The sequence below is a fragment of the Thiogranum longum genome (assembly GCF_004339085.1).
In the GTDB taxonomy this organism is placed as follows: Bacteria; Pseudomonadota; Gammaproteobacteria; order DSM-19610; family DSM-19610; genus Thiogranum; species Thiogranum longum.
Genome location: NZ_SMFX01000001.1, coordinates 1,540,885 through 1,558,815, shown reverse-complemented (window position 1 = coordinate 1,558,815; position 17,931 = coordinate 1,540,885). Strand labels below are relative to the sequence as shown.

At 55.7% G+C, this 17,931-nt stretch carries 18 protein-coding genes; 9 read left to right on the top strand and 9 right to left on the bottom strand.

Features of this window, described 5'->3' with window-relative positions:
- Positions 1-36: 36 nt before the first annotated feature.
- The 4 genes from DFR30_RS07740 to ald are packed head-to-tail and all read right to left on the bottom strand — an operon-like array spanning position 37 to position 5,465.
- A complete protein-coding gene (locus DFR30_RS07740) occupies positions 37-1,347 on the bottom strand; it encodes a replication-associated recombination protein A (RefSeq protein ID WP_132972113.1) in 1,311 nt (436 codons plus the stop codon).
- Complete coding sequence (lolA, locus tag DFR30_RS07735) at positions 1,344-1,964, bottom strand: outer membrane lipoprotein periplasmic chaperone LolA (protein WP_165869138.1); 621 nt, start codon at positions 1,962-1,964, stop codon at positions 1,344-1,346. Before lolA ends, DFR30_RS07740 begins: the two co-directional genes overlap by 4 nt.
- A gap of 58 nt (positions 1,965-2,022) precedes the next feature.
- Positions 2,023-4,338 (bottom strand): DNA translocase FtsK, encoded by a 2,316-nt coding sequence (locus DFR30_RS07730; protein WP_132972111.1) that lies wholly within the window; start codon positions 4,336-4,338, stop codon positions 2,023-2,025.
- 53 nt (positions 4,339-4,391) lie between these two features.
- Positions 4,392-5,465, bottom strand: a complete 1,074-nt coding sequence (gene ald, locus DFR30_RS07725; RefSeq protein ID WP_132972110.1) for an alanine dehydrogenase — start codon at positions 5,463-5,465, stop codon at positions 4,392-4,394.
- Positions 5,466-5,586: 121 nt separating this feature from the next.
- Here ald and trxB point away from each other — a divergent pair, with 121 nt between their 5' ends.
- The 5 genes from trxB to infA all read left to right on the top strand — a co-directional run bounded on the left by trxB (position 5,587) and on the right by infA (position 9,638).
- Entirely contained in the window at positions 5,587-6,564 is a 978-nt protein-coding gene (trxB, locus tag DFR30_RS07720; protein ID WP_132972109.1) for a thioredoxin-disulfide reductase, read from the top strand.
- Positions 6,565-6,679: 115 nt separating this feature from the next.
- Positions 6,680-7,825: a GNAT family N-acetyltransferase gene (locus tag DFR30_RS07715; RefSeq protein WP_132972108.1), complete on the top strand. Its 1,146-nt coding sequence runs from the start codon at positions 6,680-6,682 to the stop codon at positions 7,823-7,825.
- Entirely contained in the window at positions 7,822-8,568 is a 747-nt protein-coding gene (aat, locus tag DFR30_RS07710) for a leucyl/phenylalanyl-tRNA--protein transferase (RefSeq protein WP_132972107.1), read from the top strand. Before DFR30_RS07715 ends, aat begins: the two co-directional genes overlap by 4 nt.
- Entirely contained in the window at positions 8,558-9,328 is a 771-nt protein-coding gene (locus DFR30_RS07705) for an arginyltransferase (protein WP_132972106.1), read from the top strand. Before aat ends, DFR30_RS07705 begins: the two co-directional genes overlap by 11 nt.
- 91 nt (positions 9,329-9,419) lie before the next feature.
- Complete coding sequence (gene infA, locus DFR30_RS07700) at positions 9,420-9,638, top strand: translation initiation factor IF-1 (RefSeq protein ID WP_132972105.1); 219 nt, start codon at positions 9,420-9,422, stop codon at positions 9,636-9,638.
- Positions 9,639-9,672: 34 nt separating this feature from the next.
- Here the strand turns inward: infA and clpA are convergent, their stop codons facing one another.
- Both clpA and clpS read right to left on the bottom strand, forming a co-directional pair.
- A complete protein-coding gene (gene clpA, locus DFR30_RS07695) occupies positions 9,673-11,934 on the bottom strand; it encodes an ATP-dependent Clp protease ATP-binding subunit ClpA (RefSeq protein ID WP_132972104.1) in 2,262 nt (753 codons plus the stop codon).
- Between the two features lie 40 nt (positions 11,935-11,974).
- On the bottom strand, positions 11,975-12,295 hold the full coding sequence (gene clpS / locus DFR30_RS07690) for an ATP-dependent Clp protease adapter ClpS (protein ID WP_132972103.1): 321 nt from the start codon (positions 12,293-12,295) through the stop codon (positions 11,975-11,977).
- Positions 12,296-12,589: 294 nt separating this feature from the next.
- On the opposite strand from clpS, the gene DFR30_RS07685 reads away from it, so the two are divergent.
- The gene (locus DFR30_RS07685) at positions 12,590-12,814 is read left to right on the top strand and encodes a cold-shock protein (RefSeq protein ID WP_132972102.1); all 225 of its coding nucleotides are present in this window, start codon (positions 12,590-12,592) and stop codon (positions 12,812-12,814) included.
- Between the two features lie 68 nt (positions 12,815-12,882).
- On the opposite strand, the gene icd is transcribed toward DFR30_RS07685, so the two are convergent.
- From icd to DFR30_RS14440, 3 genes are all read right to left on the bottom strand, one after another.
- Positions 12,883-14,139, bottom strand: coding sequence for an NADP-dependent isocitrate dehydrogenase (gene icd, locus DFR30_RS07680; RefSeq protein WP_132972101.1), 1,257 nt, complete (start codon positions 14,137-14,139; stop codon positions 12,883-12,885).
- Positions 14,140-14,260: 121 nt separating this feature from the next.
- Positions 14,261-14,839 carry a hypothetical protein gene (locus DFR30_RS14445; protein ID WP_207891845.1) on the bottom strand — a complete coding sequence of 193 codons (579 nt, stop codon included), beginning with the start codon at positions 14,837-14,839 and terminating at the stop codon, positions 14,261-14,263.
- Complete coding sequence (locus tag DFR30_RS14440; RefSeq protein ID WP_207891844.1) at positions 14,772-15,182, bottom strand: hypothetical protein; 411 nt, start codon at positions 15,180-15,182, stop codon at positions 14,772-14,774. The genes DFR30_RS14445 and DFR30_RS14440 overlap by 68 nt, the downstream gene beginning before the upstream one ends.
- 331 nt (positions 15,183-15,513) lie before the next feature.
- Between DFR30_RS14440 and DFR30_RS07670 the strand changes: the two genes are divergently transcribed.
- From DFR30_RS07670 to hflD, 3 genes are read left to right on the top strand one after another with little or no spacing between them, the layout of a single operon-like run.
- Positions 15,514-15,957 carry an NUDIX hydrolase gene (locus tag DFR30_RS07670; RefSeq protein ID WP_132972100.1) on the top strand — a complete coding sequence of 148 codons (444 nt, stop codon included), beginning with the start codon at positions 15,514-15,516 and terminating at the stop codon, positions 15,955-15,957.
- Positions 15,950-17,050: a tRNA 2-thiouridine(34) synthase MnmA gene (gene mnmA / locus DFR30_RS07665; RefSeq protein WP_132972099.1), complete on the top strand. Its 1,101-nt coding sequence runs from the start codon at positions 15,950-15,952 to the stop codon at positions 17,048-17,050. The genes DFR30_RS07670 and mnmA overlap by 8 nt, the downstream gene beginning before the upstream one ends.
- Positions 17,047-17,682 carry a high frequency lysogenization protein HflD gene (gene hflD / locus DFR30_RS07660; protein WP_132972098.1) on the top strand — a complete coding sequence of 212 codons (636 nt, stop codon included), beginning with the start codon at positions 17,047-17,049 and terminating at the stop codon, positions 17,680-17,682. Before mnmA ends, hflD begins: the two co-directional genes overlap by 4 nt.
- Positions 17,683-17,931: the final 249 nt, after the last annotated feature.

The following is a 17,931-nucleotide window of genomic DNA, read 5'->3' as shown; positions in this document are numbered from 1 at the left end:
TGCGCGAAGGATACCGGAAGGCATGCCGGTGCGCATTCATTTGTCGCCCTCAAGGCGATCACGTTCGCGCAAGCGGGCCAGCTTTTCGGCAATTTTTATTTCCAGGCCACGCTCGACAGGCCGGTAGTAACGTGTTCCCGCCAGTTCCTCGGGGAAGTAGTTTTCATTGGCTGCGTAGGCATCAGGCTCATCGTGGGCATAACGATAAGTCTTGCCGTAGCCGAGTTCTTTCATCAGCCGGGTCGGTGCATTGCGCAAGTGCAGGGGGACATCCAGCGAGCCCTGTTCGCGGGCATCTTTCATGGCGGCCTTCCACGCCATGTAGACGGCATTGCTCTTGGCAGCACAGGCGAGGTAGGTCACGGCCTGGGCGATGGCCAACTCCCCTTCAGGGCTGCCGAGCCGTTCCTGGGTCTCCCAGGCGTCGAGCGCCAGGGCAAGTGCACGGGGGTCGGCATTACCGATATCTTCCGAGGCCATGCGCACTACCCGTCTTGCCACGTACAGGGGATCACAGCCGCCATCGATCATACGCGCCAGCCAGTACAGGGCGGCGTCAGGCGCCGAACCACGGACCGCCTTGTGCAGGGCGGAAATCTGGTCGTAGAAGGCTTCTCCACCTTTATCAAAACGGCGTACCCCACCACCAATGACTTCTGCCAGCACCGGGGCATCGATCCTCCCCTGTTCATCCGCAAGATCACTGGCGATCTCCAGCAGGCTCAGTGCACGACGCGCGTCACCATCAGCAGCACGTGCCAGTTGTTGCAGCTGCGCATCCTCAATTTCAAGCCCAAGCGCAGCCAGGCCATGCTCACGATTATTGAGCGCCTGTTTCAGTACATTGACCAGGTCCGCTTCTTCGAGCCGCCGCAGGACATAGGTTCGCGCCCGTGACAGCAAGGCATTATTCAGTTCAAACGAAGGGTTCTCTGTGGTGGCGCCAACGAAAAGCAAGGTCCCGTCTTCGACAAAAGGAAGAAAAGCATCCTGTTGCGCCTTGTTGAAGCGATGCACTTCATCGACAAACAGCAATGTCTGTCGCTGTTCGATATCCTGCCGCTGCTTTGCAATTTCGACCACCTGGCGTACATCCTTGACGCCGGCAAGAACGGCAGAGATGGCAACAAATTCTGCGCCGGAGGTGTTCGCCAGCAGATGGGCCAGTGTGGTTTTTCCGGTGCCGGGTGGGCCCCAGAAAATCATCGAATGAAGCTGGCCACTTTCCACTGCAAGTCGCAGTGGCTTGCCTGGGCCAAGAATATGTGTCTGGCCGATAAACGTGTCCAGGCTGGTCGGCCTTATGCGGTCAGCCAGTGGCCTGAATGCCGCCAGCGCTTCGCTCATGGAATATCGCCGATTACATCCGTTCCGGGCGGGAATTCGAGCCTGAACAAGGCCTCATCGAGCGGCTGGTTCAGCCTGATATCACTGAAACGGATACGCGTCTGGTTACCGAAATTATCGCGCACCTCAATGACCTTCAGTTGTCCCTTGTGGAGACCGATCCTGACAGTTTCTACCGCGGCATCCTGTCCTTTCGGTTGCAGGCGGAACCACGCCACGTCCTCTGCAAGACCGATCGCTGTGGTATTCATGATTTCAGACAAGGGCCGCAGGCCACTTAACAGCATTGCAGGCGTACTCGTTAATGTCTCGTCGATGGGGCTGACGCTGGCCTGTTCGAGATCGGCATCATAATTCCACAGGCGTTCGCCATCGGCGACAATGATCTGGTGGTAGGGTGTGGTGTAGTTCCAGCGAAAACGCCCCGGCTTGCTGATCCAGACCTCCCCTCCGGACTCCTGTATCAGCTCACCGTTGGCATCCACGACACGCTGGGTGAATTTCGCTTCAAAGGTTTTCAGCGCCGAGAAGTAATCACTGACCGGATCGGCTTCGACCGCAAATGAAAGTGCAGCTGAAACGACCATAAACAGACGTAATAGTAGTATTGATCTCATGGATTGATCCTGTTGACCTGCATACCGGTCATAGACCACGTGTTTCTCCATGCGTTCATCATAATTCCGGTGGCGGCGGTGCAAGTACTTCACGGTTGCCGTTGGACTGCTGTGGCCCGACAATGCCGATACTTTCCATTTGCTCGATCATGCGTGCCGCACGGTTATAGCCGATTTTCAGACGGCGCTGCACACCTGAAATAGATGCGCGACGTGTTTCCGTGACAATGCGAACCGCTTCGTCGAACAGCGGATCACTTTCTGCATCATCTCCCCCGGCCGCCTGTCCGCCACCGCCGGGCAGGAAATCAGTCGTGGTTTGCAGAATGTCCTCGATGTAATCCGGTTCACCGATGCCCTTGAGATGGGCTACCACGCGATGGACTTCTGCATCATCGACAAAGGCGCCATGTACACGCGTGGGAATTGCGGTACCAGGCGGCAGGTAAAGCATATCGCCGTGTCCGAGTAATTGCTCTGCGCCTGACTGGTCAAGAATGGTCCGGGAATCAATCTTGGAGGACACCTGGAATGCTATACGCGTCGGAATATTGGCCTTGATCAGGCCGGTTATAACATCGACTGACGGGCGCTGCGTGGCAAGCACCAGGTGCACACCGGCGGCACGTGCCTTTTGTGCCAGCCGCGCAATCAGCTCTTCAACTTTCTTGCCGACCACCATCATCATGTCAGCCAGTTCGTCGATGATGATAACAATGAAAGGCAGGGGCTCGAGTATCGGTGCTTGCGGATTTTCTTCCAGCACTTCTTCCGGGTTAAACAACGGGTCCGGAATTGGCTCACCCCTGTCGATGGCCTCCTTCACCTTCTTGTTATAGCCCCCGATGTTACGTACGCCCAGTGCCGCCATCAGCTTGTAACGGCGTTCCATTTCACCAACACACCAGCGCAGCGCGTTGGCAGCTTCCTTCATATCGGTAACAACCGGTGTCAGCAGGTGCGGGATACCCTCGTAAACTGACAGCTCCAGCATCTTTGGATCGATCATGATGATCCGTACATCTTTCGGCAAGGCCTTGTAAAGCAGGCTCAGCACCATGGCATTGATCGCAACAGACTTGCCCGAACCGGTAGTGCCCGCGACCAGCAAATGCGGCATACGCGCCAGGTCGGCAACAATCGGGTGTCCACCAATGTCCTTGCCGAGTGCCAGCGTTAACGGAGATGCAGCCTCGTCATAATCGCTGGAAGACAGAATTTCGCTCAGGGCCACAATCTCGCGGCTTTCGTTGGGAATCTCCAGACCGATGACGTCTTTACCCGGAATGACATCAACCACGCGCACACTGATAGCCGATAAACCACGCGCTATATCCTTGGCAAGGTTACTGATCTGGCTGACCTTGACACCAGAACCAGGCTGCAGCTCGAAACGCGTAATGACCGGGCCGGGCTGCACGGCTACCACTTCCACCTCGATACCAAAGTCGGCGAGCTTCATCTCTACCAGTCTCGACAGGGCTTCCAGTGCGGGTTCCGAATAACCGTCAACATGCTCGCGAGCATCATCCAGCAGCGCCAGGGGTGGCAGTTCGGTATTGGGCGGTGCGTCGAACAGCTTGACCTGACGCTCTCGATCTACCCGCTCGCTGGGTTCGACTTTCTTGATAACCGGCTCGATACGGGGTGCCTTGCGCGTTGCAATCTTCAGTTTCTTGCGCCTGGTTTCCGACGGTTCTTCGCGCTGTTTGCGTGCCCGACGTGCCACAATCTGTTCACGAAACTGTGCCACACGACCGCCCAGCCAACTGATAAAGTCCAGTGTCCAGCGCCCTGTCCAGTCCATCAGACTCAGCCAGGACAGCCCGGTAAACAGGGTCACCCCGGTCAGAAACAGCGCCAACAGGAACAGCGTGGCGCCCAGGAAACTGAACAGCGAAGCAAGATTCTGCCCGACCAGGTTACCGAATACGCCCCCGGCATCCAGCGGCAGGCTGCCTGGCCCGGCATGGAAATGCAGTGTCGCCAGCCCACAACCAGACGCCACCGTCAGCAAGAACCCGGCCCAGCGGATACTCAACACATGGACATCGATACCACCGCTCGGGGTGCGACCGCGGTAGACCAGCCAACCGCTGAAACCCACCATGAGCGGAAACAGGTAGGCCATGACCCCGAACAGGTAAAGGAAAATATCCGCAAACCAGGCGCCGACCACACCGCCAAAGTTACGCACTGTTTCACTCGGACCCTGGTGCGACCAACCCGGATCGTCAGGGTTATAGGTGACCAGCGACAGGAAAAAATAAACGGCCAGCGCGGAAAGGATGAATAACATGCCCTCGCGCAGCCCCTTGCTGACCTGTGGGTTGATTTTCGGCGTTCCAGCCTTTTTGCGACGCGCTTGAGCCAAGGTAAGAATTTTCGCTAAGTATGCTATTTAAGCTATTAAAAGACAGAGTGATTTTACTTCGCTTTCAGCGAGGATAGCAAGGCGGGGTGACAGATTTCACCGTCCCTGACGTTAATCCCCCGCCGCAATGCCCCGTTTTCATCCAGCGCGCCATTCGCCAAGGGTAACAGGAACGGCGACAAGGCGGCGGAAAGCGCCTGCGAGGCGGTGCGTGGTACGGCGCCGGGCAGATTAGTGACGGCCAGGTGAACCACATCATCCACGCGGTACGTCGGGTTAGTGTAATCAGTCGGACGGGTGGTTTCGATGCAGCCCCCCTGGTCGACAGAAATATCCACGATCGCACTGCCTGCCTGCATGCGGGATACCTGCTCCGCCGAAATCACATGCGGAGCACGGGCACCTGGAATCAACACAGCGCCTATCACCAGGTCTGCCTCCAGTACGGCTGACGCGATACAATCAGGCCAGGCATACAGTGCTGTCACGTTGTTCCCTACTTCGCGCATGGCTTCAAGGCGTTCCCGTTTGCGGTCAAAAACGGTTACAAGTGCGCCAAGTGAAGCAGCCGCACAGGTAGCCGCAGTGCCCGCCGTTCCTGCGCCAATGACCACGATTTTACCGCGTTCCGCGCCAGCTGTGCCGCCGATCAACAGCCCTTTTCCGCCCTGTGGTGCATGCAACAGTCCGGCGCCCAGTTGTATGGCCAATTGTCCGGCGATATCGCTCATGGGTGCCAGCAACGGCAGAAACCCTGCATCATCCTGCACGGTTTCGAAACCGATTGCGGTCAGTCCGATCGCCTGCAAGCGCTGCAACAACGCCGGTGCAGCAGCGAGATGCAGGTAACTGAACAGGATATGTTCCCGGTGCAGGTAACGAAGGTCTCCCTCTACCGGCTCCTTGACCTTGACGATCAGCTCGGCAAATTCATAAAGCTGTTGCGCCGAATCACAGACCGTCGCTCCGGCGCCACGGTATTGCTCATCCGGGTAGCCGGATGGAACCCCTGCGCCGATTTCCACGAATACACCATGTCCTGCGGCAACCAGTTCCGAACACGCATCCGGCACCAGGCCAACGCGCGCTTCCAGCGGCTTGATTTCACGGGGAACCCCGATATGCATTGCTTCTCCTTTACCCTGTCCGGGGCATTCCGTACCATACGCGCCTGACCAAGGTTGCCAGGCATTGTGCCGACCGGCAGCTCAGAACTGAACCCCCCGTCATAGTTCGGAGTGATTATACATGAGCGAAACCAGACACAGCCGCCTTCTCATTCTTGGCTCCGGGCCGGCCGGCTACACCGCTGCCATCTATGCAGCACGCGCCAACCTGAACCCGGTGCTGGTGACCGGTCTTGAACAGGGTGGCCAGCTCATGACCACGACTGAGGTCGAAAACTGGCCGGGTGGTGCAGAAGGACTGCAGGGCCCTGCACTGATGGACGAAATGCGTGAGCATGCGGCACGCTTCAACACAGACATAGTATTCGACCACATCAATGAAGCCGACCTGAAGCAGAAACCCATGGTACTGAAAGGTGATGCAGCCACCTATACCTGTGATGCCCTGGTGATCTGCACCGGCGCTTCGGCACAGTACCTCGGACTACCCTCGGAAGAAGCCTTCAAGGGGCGCGGTGTTTCCGCCTGCGCCACCTGTGACGGGTTCTTCTACCGTGAGAAACCGGTGGCCGTCATCGGGGGTGGCAATACCGCCGTTGAGGAAGCTTTGTACCTGTCCAATATTGCTTCACATGTCACGCTGGTTCATCGCCGTGATGCCTTGCGTGCCGAAAAGATCCTGCAGGATCGCCTGTTCAAAAAAGAAAAAGAAGGCAAGGTCACGATTGAATGGGACCATGTACTGGATGAAGTGCTGGGTGACGACAGCGGCGTAACCGGCATGCGCATCAGAAGTGTCAAGGATGGCAGCACCAGAGACATCACGCTGGATGGCGTTTTTATCGCCATCGGTCACAAACCCAACACCGACCTGTTTGCCGATCAACTTGAGATGCACCAGGGTGGCTACCTTGCAGTGAAAAGCGGGCTGGAAGGCGACGCTACCGCCTGCAGTATCGAAGGTGTTTTTGCCGCAGGTGATGTTGCCGATCACATTTACCGCCAGGCTGTTACCTCCGCCGGTTCCGGCTGCATGGCAGCGCTCGATGCGGAACGCTACCTGGATGCTCTCGCACAAAAGAAAGACACAGCAGCTTAAGCTATAACGATTTCCGGATAACCCCGCCATTACGATGCCTTACCCTTACGGGTCAAGGCATCGCAATGACGAGGCTGTCAGACCTTCCTCGTTAAATCTCCGTTACAATGCCGGTATGAGACTGGAGATACTCAACAGCATCGATACTATCCCGGCAGCCCGGTGGAATGCCGTATCAGGCACGGGCAACCCTTTTCTCCGCCATGAGTTCATGCTTGCCCTCGAGCGTAACGGTTGCGTCGGTGAACAACATGGCTGGCTGCCCCGCCACCTTGCGGCCTTCGACAACAATAACGATCTGGTTGGCGCTGTGCCCATGTATCTCAAGGACAACTCCTACGGGGAGTTTGTATTTGACTGGTCCTGGGCCGAAGCCTACCAGCGCGCAGGATTATCTTATTACCCCAAGGCCGTAGTGGCGATTCCCTACACGCCAACACCCGGGCCACGCATCCTGGTGCATCCCCAGGCCGATCGCGACACGATTGCCTCCGCGTTGATTGAGCTGGCGCGCAACGGGTCGCAAAGTGAAAACCTGTCATCCCTGCACTGGCTTTTTACTGACAAAGACGATACCGAACGACTGCGCCAACAAGGCTTTCTCATACGGCTGGGTTGCCAGTTTCACTGGAAAAACAGGGGCTACCGGGACTTTGAAGCGTTTCTGTCATCATTCAGTGCGCGCAAACGCAAAAAAGTGCGCCGGGAACGTCGTTATGTCCAGGAACAGCATATCGATATCATCACAGTACACGGCCATGAAGCGACTGACCTGCAGTTACAGACCATGCATGATTTCTACCGGATCACCTTCGAAAAGAAATGGGGTCACCCGACACTGACACTGGATTTCTTTCGGGAAATCGCACAAACCATGGGTGAGCAGCTGGTGTTTTTCATTGCGGAAAAGCAACAAACGATGGTGGCCGGTGCCATCTGTTTCCGCGGCAACGATACCCTGTACGGTCGTCACTGGGGGTGTTACGAGGACTACCACAGCCTGCATTTTGAAGCCTGTTATTACCAGGGCATCGAGTATTGCATCAAACACGGCCTTAACGTGTTCCAACCGGGCGCACAGGGCGAACATAAAATCAGTCGCGGCTTTCTGCCAACGCCGACCTGGTCAGCGCACTGGATTGCCGATGACAGGTTTCGTGGATTGATTGCCGATTTTCTCGAACACGAGACCAGTGCCATGAACGAATACATCGAGGAACTGAACCAGCGTTCCCCGTTCCGGGAGGTTGTCACGGCATGACCCAGCAGGGCCCTTTCTGGATTTCACCCGATCGCGGGGACACAGACTTTCCTGATGCCAACCTCGCGTTGACAGAGCCGGATGGTCTGCTGGCGGCGGGAGGAAATCTTTCACCTGAACGTCTTTTGAAAGCCTACCGCAGCGGCATATTTCCCTGGTATAACGACGAGCAGCCGATTCTCTGGTGGTCACCCAATCCTCGTTCGGTAGTGGACCCCGGGCAACCGAAGATTTCACGCAGTCTGCGCAAACGACTGCGGCAAAAGCGCTTTGAAGTCAGTTATGACCGCTGCTTTGAAAATGTCATCAACGCCTGTGCAGAGCCAAGAAAAACCGAGTCCGGCACGTGGATCAGCGAGGCAATGAAGCTTGCCTATACCCGGCTGCATCAACTCGGGCATGCCCACTCTATCGAATGCTGGCAGGATGATAAACTGGTTGGCGGACTGTACGGTGTATCGATTGGCCGGGTATTTTTTGGTGAATCCATGTTCAGTCGTGTGAACGATGCATCGAAAGTCGCATTCGCACACCTCGTCCGCCAACTGGCAGACTGGCAATTCGAACTGGTCGACTGCCAGGTATACACGTCGCACCTGGCAAGTCTGGGTGCCTACAGCATCCCCCGCCAGCAGTTCCTGGATCGGCTCGCTATCCTGTGCAACCTCGAACCGGCCGCTGATGCGTGGCAGACGGGTGGCGAGCTGACATACCTGTCCGGGGGGCAAGCTGATGAAGCGTGATAACGGAGCTGACAAGACACAGCATAGCCTGCGTTTCTACGCATCGGCTCCCCACGCCTGTAACTACCTGGAAAATCGCACATCCATATCCGTATTTGCCGATCCCGATGCCACGCTTTCCACTGACATCTATCACAAGCTGGCGCCACTGGGGTTTCGCCGCAGCGGCAGCGGCCTGTACATGCCGGCCTGCACGAGCTGCGACCAATGTATTCCGGCACGCGTTGTCGTCAGCAAATTCCGGCGCAGCCGCAACCAGCAGCGTGTCTGGCAGCGCAACCGGGACATTACCTGCACGCCACTGGATGCCGGCTTCCGGCAGGAGCATTTTGAACTGTACAGTCGCTACCTTGAACAACGGCACGGTGGGGGCGGCATGGAAAACCCGACACCGGACGACTACCTGGGGTTCCTGAGCAGTGAATGGAGCGACACCCTGTTCCTGGAATTTCGTGCCGGCAGTACCCTGCTGGGCATTGCGGTAACCGACTGTCTGCCGGATGCTCTTTCGTCCGTTTATACCTTCTTTGATCCGGATTTTTCCTCCCGAAGTCCAGGCACACTGGCCATTCTGATGCAGATCGAAACGGCCCGGCAATTGAGTCTGGAGTGGCTGTACCTGGGCTACTGGATACCGGATTGCCAGAAAATGGCCTACAAGAACCGGTTCAGGCCCCTGCAGGTATTTCGCAATGGACGCTGGGAGAATTTCGACCCTGAAGCGAGCTACTCGGTGGCGCCGGAAACGCCCGATCGGTAGCCGCCGCTATCTCCAATGGGATAAATACCCCCACGGGGTGGAATTCGGTTATACTTCGCGGCTGATTCAGACAGCGTACGAGTGAGGAAAGGTGGCAAAAGAAGATCACATCGAAATGGAAGGCACCGTCGTCGAGACCCTGCCGAACACCATGTTTCGGGTAGAACTCGAAAACGGGCACGTCGTTACCGCACATATTTCAGGTAAAATGCGCAAGCACTACATCCGCATTCTGACCGGTGACAAGGTGACGGTTCAACTGACACCTTATGATCTGACCAAAGGTCGTATCACCTACCGGGCACGCTGATACCGCACATCACGTCAGCCGCTACCCAGCCCGGCTACAATGCCTCTTCTTCTTCCTTGATCTCGTGAATCAGCTCGCCGTCTTCCGAACGGATGATGAGCTGTCCACCATTTGCCAGCCGGCCGAACAACAACTCTTCCGCGAGCGGCTTTTTGACGTGTTCCTGGATAATGCGCGCCATCGGGCGTGCGCCCATCTTTGGATCAAAACCGTGCTCGGCAAGCCATTCCCGCGCTGAGTCCTCGAACTCGATCGTGACGCCCTTGTCCTGTAACTGGGCTTCCAGCTCGTAAATAAACTTGTCTACCACACGGGTAATGACAGTCGGGTCGAGCGAACGGAACTGGATGATGGCATCGAGACGATTGCGGAATTCCGGGCTGAAAAGCTTCTTGATCGCTTCCATACCATCGGTGGAATGATCCTGGTGTGTAAAGCCAATGGACGGGCGACTCATCTCGGACGCGCCGGCATTCGTTGTCATGACGATAACCACATTACGGAAATCCGCCTTGCGGCCATTGTTGTCTGTCAGGGTGCCGTGATCCATGACCTGCAACAGCAGGTTGAATACATCCGGATGTGCCTTCTCGACCTCGTCAAGCAGAACAACAGCGTGCGGGTGCTTGTTGATCGCCTCGGTCAGTAACCCGCCCTGGTCGAAGCCGACGTAACCCGGCGGTGCACCGATCAGGCGCGATACTGTGTGGCGTTCCATATACTCGGACATGTCAAAGCGAATCAGCTCTATGCCCATAATCATGGCCAGCTGACGGGTCACCTCGGTCTTGCCAACGCCTGTCGGTCCGGCGAACAGGAAGGAACCAATCGGTTTTTCTTCATTCCCCAGACCGGAACGCGACATCTTGATGGCACTGGCCATCGTTTCGATGGCTTCGTCCTGCCCATACACGACCATCTTGAGATCACGTTCGAGGGTACGCAGTGAATCCTTGTCAGAGGCTGAAACAGTCTTTGGCGGAATGCGCGCAATCTTCGAAACAATGGCCTCGATGTCATTGACACCGATGGTCTTCTTGCGACGTGACGGGGGCAACAGGCGCTGGCTGGCACCTGCCTCATCGATAACATCAATCGCCTTGTCCGGCAGGAAACGGTCATTGATATAACGTGAAGACAGCTCTACCGCCGTGCGCAGGGCTTTCAGTGAATACTTCACTTCATGGTGCTCTTCAAAGCGTGATTTCAACCCCTTGAGGATACTGATGGCTTCATCGATGGTCGGTTCCGGCACATCGATCTTCTGGAAACGACGTGCAAGCGCACGGTCCTTCTCGAAAATACCGCGGTATTCCTGGTAGGTGGTTGAACCGATGCACTTGAGTTCACCGGAGGCCAGCATGGGCTTGATCAGGTTGGAGGCATCCATCACACCACCGGATGCCGCACCGGCACCGATAATGGTATGGATCTCGTCTATGAACAGAATTGAGCCGGCTTCCTTGCGGAGCTGGCTGAGCACACTCTTCAGGCGTTTTTCAAAATCACCACGGTACTTGGTACCGGCGACCAGTGCGCCAAGATCCAGTGAGTAGATAGTAGCATTGAGCAGCACATCCGGGACATCGCCATCGACAATCAGCTTGGCCAGGCCTTCGGCGAGCGCTGTTTTACCCACGCCGGCTTCACCGACATACAGCGGGTTGTTCTTGCGACGACGGCAAAGAATCTGAATGGTGCGCTCCACCTCGTGACGACGACCGATAAGCGGGTCAATCTTGCCCTTCATGGCCATTTCATTGAGGTTGGTGGCGAAGTTTTCCAGCGGTTTTTTCTGCGGCGCTTCTGCATTACCGGCAGCTTCATTTTCAGGCGCCGATTCTTCCTCCGGGGCATCGCCGGAGACTTTCGAAATACCGTGCGAGATGTAATTCACAACATCCAGTCGCGTGACGTCCTGCTTGTTGAGGAAATAGGCGGCCTGTGACTCCTGCTCGCTGAAAATCGCCACCAGCACGTTGGCGCCGGTGACTTCTTTCTTGCCGGAAGACTGGACGTGGAAAACGGCCCGCTGCAGGACACGCTGAAACCCCAGGGTCGGCTGGGTTTCACGATTGTCATTCGGTGGCAGCAAGGGGGTGGTTTCCTCGAGGAAACTTGTCAGTTCTTTCTTCAGTACGTCGAGGTCAGCGCCGCTTGATCGCAGCACTTCAGCGGCGGCCGGGTTGTCCAGCAAGGCGAGCAACAGGTGCTCGACCGTCATGAACTCATGACGCTTTTCCCGTGCGTCCTTGAAGGCCAGATTGAGCGTAAACTCCAGTTCTTTACTTAACATCTTTTACTACCTCACTACCTCAGACTACTGCATTGCGCTTCTAGGCCTCCTCCATGGCGCAAAGTAACGGATGATCATTTTCGCGCGCATACTCATTTGCCTGCGCCACTTTTGTTTCCGCTACCTCTCGTGTAAACACTCCACATACGCCCTTGCCCCGGGTATGAACGTGAAGCATCACCTGTGTCGCTTTCTCTCTGGACATCCCGAACAACTGCTCCAGCAACAGCACGACAAACTCCATCGGCGTGTAATCGTCGTTGTGCAGCACGACCTTGTACATGGGCGGCTGCTTGAGCTTGGGCCTGGCTTCCAGTACTGAAAGCCCCTGATCCCCGGAATGTCGCGTTTCCTTTCCCATACACTGCAAGTTTAACTGATTAGACCATTGCCGGCGTCAGAATATCAACGCTTTTCGACACCATACACCTGAAATGAATATTAGCAAAGTACGTGCCGTTATCAGCCCCCCCCTCGGGGGAAACCCGCGACTTTGTAAGTACTTGACTAATTTTGTCAGGAGACTAACAATATTCTGATCCCTGTACGGGATAAAGGAGGAGTCGTCTTCAATCCTGGGGAGGAGAGAAGCGGCGCGTAAGCAATAAAATAAGGTGGGGCACCACCATACAGAACGAAGTGAGGATACAAGACCATGGCAACAGGTATTGTTAAGTGGTTCAGTAATGCAAAGGGTTACGGTTTCATCTCACCAGACGAAGGGGGCGACGATATTTTCGCTCACTTTTCATCGATTGAAATGGAAGGTTACAAGAGTCTGAAAGAAGGACAACGCGTCGAGTTTGACGTATCAGACGGCCCGAAAGGTTTGCAGGCCAGCAAAATCATGCTGGCGGCCGCTGCCGCTGCCGCACAGTAGGCAGCAGCACAGGAAACAGCTACCGCACTACCCGCCTGGCCAGTGTCAGGCGGGCAACTGTGTGCGTCCTACATATTGTTGATAATGGCCTTGCCGAAACCCGAGCAACTGACTTTTGTCGCGCCTTCCATCAGCCGATCCAGGTCATAGGTCACCGTTTTTGCAGCAATGGCGCCTGACAGCCCTTTCACGATCAGATCGGCCGCATCATTCCAGCCCAGGTGCCGCAGCATCATTTCAGCCGAAAGAATCAGTGAGGCCGGGTTGACCTGGTCCTTGCCAGCGTACTTGGGCGCTGTACCGTGCGTGGCTTCGAACAGGGCAACCGTATCCGAAAGGTTTGCGCCGGGTGCCATGCCAATACCACCGACCTGGGCAGCCAGCGCGTCGGAAATATAATCACCGTTCAGGTTAAGCGTGGCGATCACACTGTACTCGGCCGGACGCAACAGGATCTGCTGCAGGAAGGCATCCGCGATGACGTCCTTGACGACAATTTCGCGACCCGTATCCGGGTTTTTGAAACTGCACCATGGCCCGCCATCGATTTCCTTTGCGCCGAACTCTTCTTTCGCCAGCTCATAACCCCAGCTCTTGAAGGCACCCTCGGTGAACTTCATGATGTTGCCCTTGTGCACCAGGGTGAGTGACGCGCGGTCCTGGTCAATGGTGTACTGGAGCGCACGACGGACCAGGCGTTTGGTCCCGTCTTCGGAAACCGGTTTTATGCCAATACCCGATGTTTCCGGGAAGCGGATTTTAGTGACCCCCATTTCATTTTGCAGGAAGTCGATGAGCTTTTTGACTTCTGCCGAGCCGGATTCCCACTCAATACCTGCATAGATGTCTTCGGAATTCTCACGGAAAATCACCATATCGGTTTTTTCCGGTTCCTTGAGCGGGCTGGGTGTGCCCTGGTAATAGCGCACCGGTCGCAGGCAGACATACAAATCGAGATCCTGGCGCAACGCAACATTGAGGGAGCGAATACCGCCACCCACAGGGGTCGTCAGGGGGCCCTTGATAGCCACAACAAACTCGCGAATGGCTTCCATCGTCTCTGCCGGCAGCCAGGTGTTCTCACCGTAAACGGCGTTGGACTTTTCACCGGCATAAATTTCCATCCAGCTGATTTTGCGTTTTCCGCCGAAGGCCTTTTCAACGGCTGCATCCACGACATCACGCATCACCGGGGTGATATCCACACCAATACCATCACCTTCGATAAACGGCACAATCGGTTGATCGGGTACGTTTAATGAATGATCGGCATTGACTGTTATTTTTCCGCCCTGTTCGGGGAGCGTAATATTTTGATATCCCATGTGGATTCCTGGTCAGACTGAAAAGATCGCGCGATTGTACCAGAGGCTCGATGCGGCACAAATAAAAAACCCCCGCAGCCAGGGGCTGCGAGGGTTCAATGCGACGTTTAACTGTCGTTTTCTAGATATCGCCGCCAGCAGCGTCGATCAAAGCTTCTTCAATTGCGTTAGGTGCACACATGATGTTGAAGAAAGTAGCGCCGGTGTCGCTCTGGATCATCGGCAGGTGCGGCCAGCTGATCGCGATACGGAAACGGGCATACAGCGCATAGACATCGCCGTCGGAGACCAGGATCTCGTAAGGCAGGTGACCAGTGGAACGAATAGCTTCCTTGTCGACGCGGCTCATGATGTACTCGTCACCGCTGCAACCACTGTCATTCAGTGCTACACCGAACACCGTTTCGTTACGACCCGGGATATCGATGCGGTATACCTTGGTTGCACCACCACGACCCTGTGCCAGACCTTCCTCGACAGCAGCAACGGCTTCTTCGTAGCTGTCGTACTCAGCCAGCTCGCTGGGGTCGTCGAAGTACTCCATACCGAACATGTAGTGATACTTGCGCAGATCAGCAGCAGACAGCTGCTTCTCACCGGTACCGTAGGTCGTTTCCTTACCCAGCGTCGCTTCAAGGCTCTTCAGGGCATCGGCCGGACCGCTGGTATCTTCGATACGGTAGGTATTGGCAAAGTACATCGGGTTGGTGTAGCTGACTGACCTGGATTTCGTCACCCACTTTGGTCACGGTAACGCGCTGACCGGCTTCGTAACCACCGAACTCGGTGCTGGCAGCCGCTTTCTTCAGTTCATCATTGGTGATGGCCATAACGATAGCGCCATCATAGGGAGAGTAGGAACCGACCACTTCAAAACCGGCGCCTTCGACCTTGCCCTTGACTTCATCGGCTACAGCCTGGATATCGCCACTGGTTTTGTAACCCAGAACGAACGGCTTTAGAACTTCTTCGGCAAAGGCATTGCCGAACGTAAGCGCAACAAGTGCGCCGGACAGGAACAACTGTTTTACGACTTTTAGCATGATGACTCCTCCTCACGTTTTGTCGTGATAGATCTTTCTGGATTTAGGTTTCTGCGGGAATTTGCGCGGGGCAACTCCTGCATTATTATTATGGCCTTCGCCTCTTTGCCGGCTCCCCGAGTTCGTAAACCTGCAAACGTTCCTGAGGAACCGGAGGCGAACCCGCGCAAATCAGCGTCGGTCATGGTCGTTACTTTATGTGGCTCAGAGGTAATGTCAAGTCTATGACGCATACACTGGCCAAGTTTTTTCATGCATCAATATAATTACAATGCATAACTAATTGTTTATACTTTAAATCATCATCATTTACAGGCGTTTTGCAAATCTCATGACCTGGAAGCCACGCGCAACGGTTGCCGTTATCTGTGAAAAAAACAGACATTTTCTTATGGTTGAAGAAAACGTGTACGGGAAAACCCGTTTCAACCAGCCTGCCGGGCACCTCGAAGACCGGGAAAGCCTGGTCGAGGCTGCCAGGCGAGAATGCCTGGAGGAAACCGCCTGCCGCTTCAAGCCGCAGGCGCTGGTCGGCCTGTACCGCTGGCGTAATAATGAAAGCGGTGACACGTTCCTGCGCGCCACCTTCTGCGGTGAATGCGCCGGGCCGGAAGCCGGGCGTGCGCTGGATAATGACATCATAGCGGCACACTGGATGACACTGGACGAAATCCGCGCACATCAACCGGAACTACGCAGCCCGCTGGTACTGCGTTCACTGGAAGACTATATCGCCGGCAAACGCTATCCACTTGAACTCCTTGTCGATGTCTAGCGAAGCCCTGATCAAGAACACAAACCGGGTGATCGTCGGACTGTCCGGAGGCGTGGACTCCGCTGTTGCCGCACACCTGCTCCTGCAGCAAGGCTACGATGTAGAAGCCCTGTTCATGAAGAACTGGGATGAAGACGACGAAGCAGGCCATTGTCCGGCGGAACAGGATCTGATCGATGCTCGTGCTGTCGCTGACCGGCTGGGTATCAAGCTGCGTACCATCAGTTTTTCCAGTGAATACTGGGACCGTGTTTTTGAATATTTTCTGTCCGAATACAGGGCCGGGCGCACACCCAACCCGGACATCCTCTGTAACCAGGAGATCAAGTTCCGCGCCTTCCTCGACTATGCGCTGGCGCTTGGCGCCGACTGGATCGCAACAGGACACTATGCGCGGGTAACGGGCGACAGGGACAAACGCGAACTGCTGAAGGGACTCGACCCGGACAAGGACCAGAGTTACTTCCTGTACCGCCTCGGCCAGCGTGCACTTAACCACAGCCTGTTCCCGCTGGGTGAACGGTATAAATCCGAAGTGCGCGCAATTGCAGAACGTGAGGGCTTTCCAAACTTTGCCAAGAAGGACAGCACCGGCATCTGTTTTATCGGTGAGCGCAAATTCAAAACCTTCCTGGAACGTTTCATACCCGCACAACCCGGTGAAATCGTGGACACCGAAGGCAAGGTAATCGGCACACACGATGGCCTGATGTTCCACACCATCGGCCAGCGCCAGGGACTGGGTATCGGGGGCATGCAAGGCCATAGCGGTGAACCCTGGTACGTCTGTGGCAAGGACATCGACAACAACCGGCTGGTTGTTGCCCAGGGCAAGCACCACCCGGCCCTGTTCCAGCCTGCCCTGGTTGCCAGTGACACCCACTGGATATCGGGTCAGGCACCTGAAATCCCCCTGCGCTGCGAGGCACGTATCCGTTATCGCCAGCCGGTGCAGGCGTGTGAAATTCGCGCACTCGATAGCACGCATTGCGAGGTACAGTTTGATACACCACAACGCGCCGTCGCGCCCGGGCAGGCGGTGGTGTTTTATGATGATGACATTTGCCTGGGCGGCGGTACTATCCAGCAATGAGTGAACACGACATAAATGATCGCACACTGGCCTTTGCCGGCGTCCTGCAGGCGCTGAAACTGGTACAGGAAACCGCCCACGGACGACCCTGCGATCTGTCGGCCATGCAGGCCAGTGTTGGCAGCATCCTGGTAATTGATTCTGACTCGGTCGCCGATGTCTTTGGTGGCATCACCCCGTTGCGTACCGGATTGACCTTATTGAAAACACAACTCATCGGGGGGCAAGGCAGACCCGATGCCGAACTCAGCCGTTACCTTGTTACCCTGCTTCACCTGGAACGCAAACTCAGCAAGCGCTCCGATCTGCTTGACCGGTTGAGTGCGGGCATCGAGCGCGCACAAACACAGGCAACGCATTTTGATATCGTGCATGACAATATGATCGCGAGCCTCGCCGACCTGTACGCCAACACCGTCAGCACACTGTCGCCCCGGATCATGGTACGCGGTCAGCCGGAACGACTGTCGGACACCCTGGTGGCGAATCGCGTACGCGCACTGTTACTGGCCGCCATGCGCGCCACGGTGCTGTGGCGCCAGTGTGGTGGAACGCGAGTGGGCCTGCTGTTCGAACGCAAGAAGCTGGTGGAAACGGCCAGTAACATGCTGGCGGTGAACACCGGACAATAATACGATAACACATTAATTATATTCTATATCTTATTGTATATATTAAGGATACTTCGATTAATTCAGGATTCCTGTCATTGCGATGCCTTGACCCGTAAGAGTAAGGTTCCCGTTATGAAATCCGGAGAGATTCTATGGGCAAAGCGCGGCAATCTTAATACATCGGGATCAGTCTGTTAGAGATTGCCGCGTCACTACGTTCCTCGCAATGACGGATTAACCAGAGGTTCCTTGCACCCTACCCAGCGC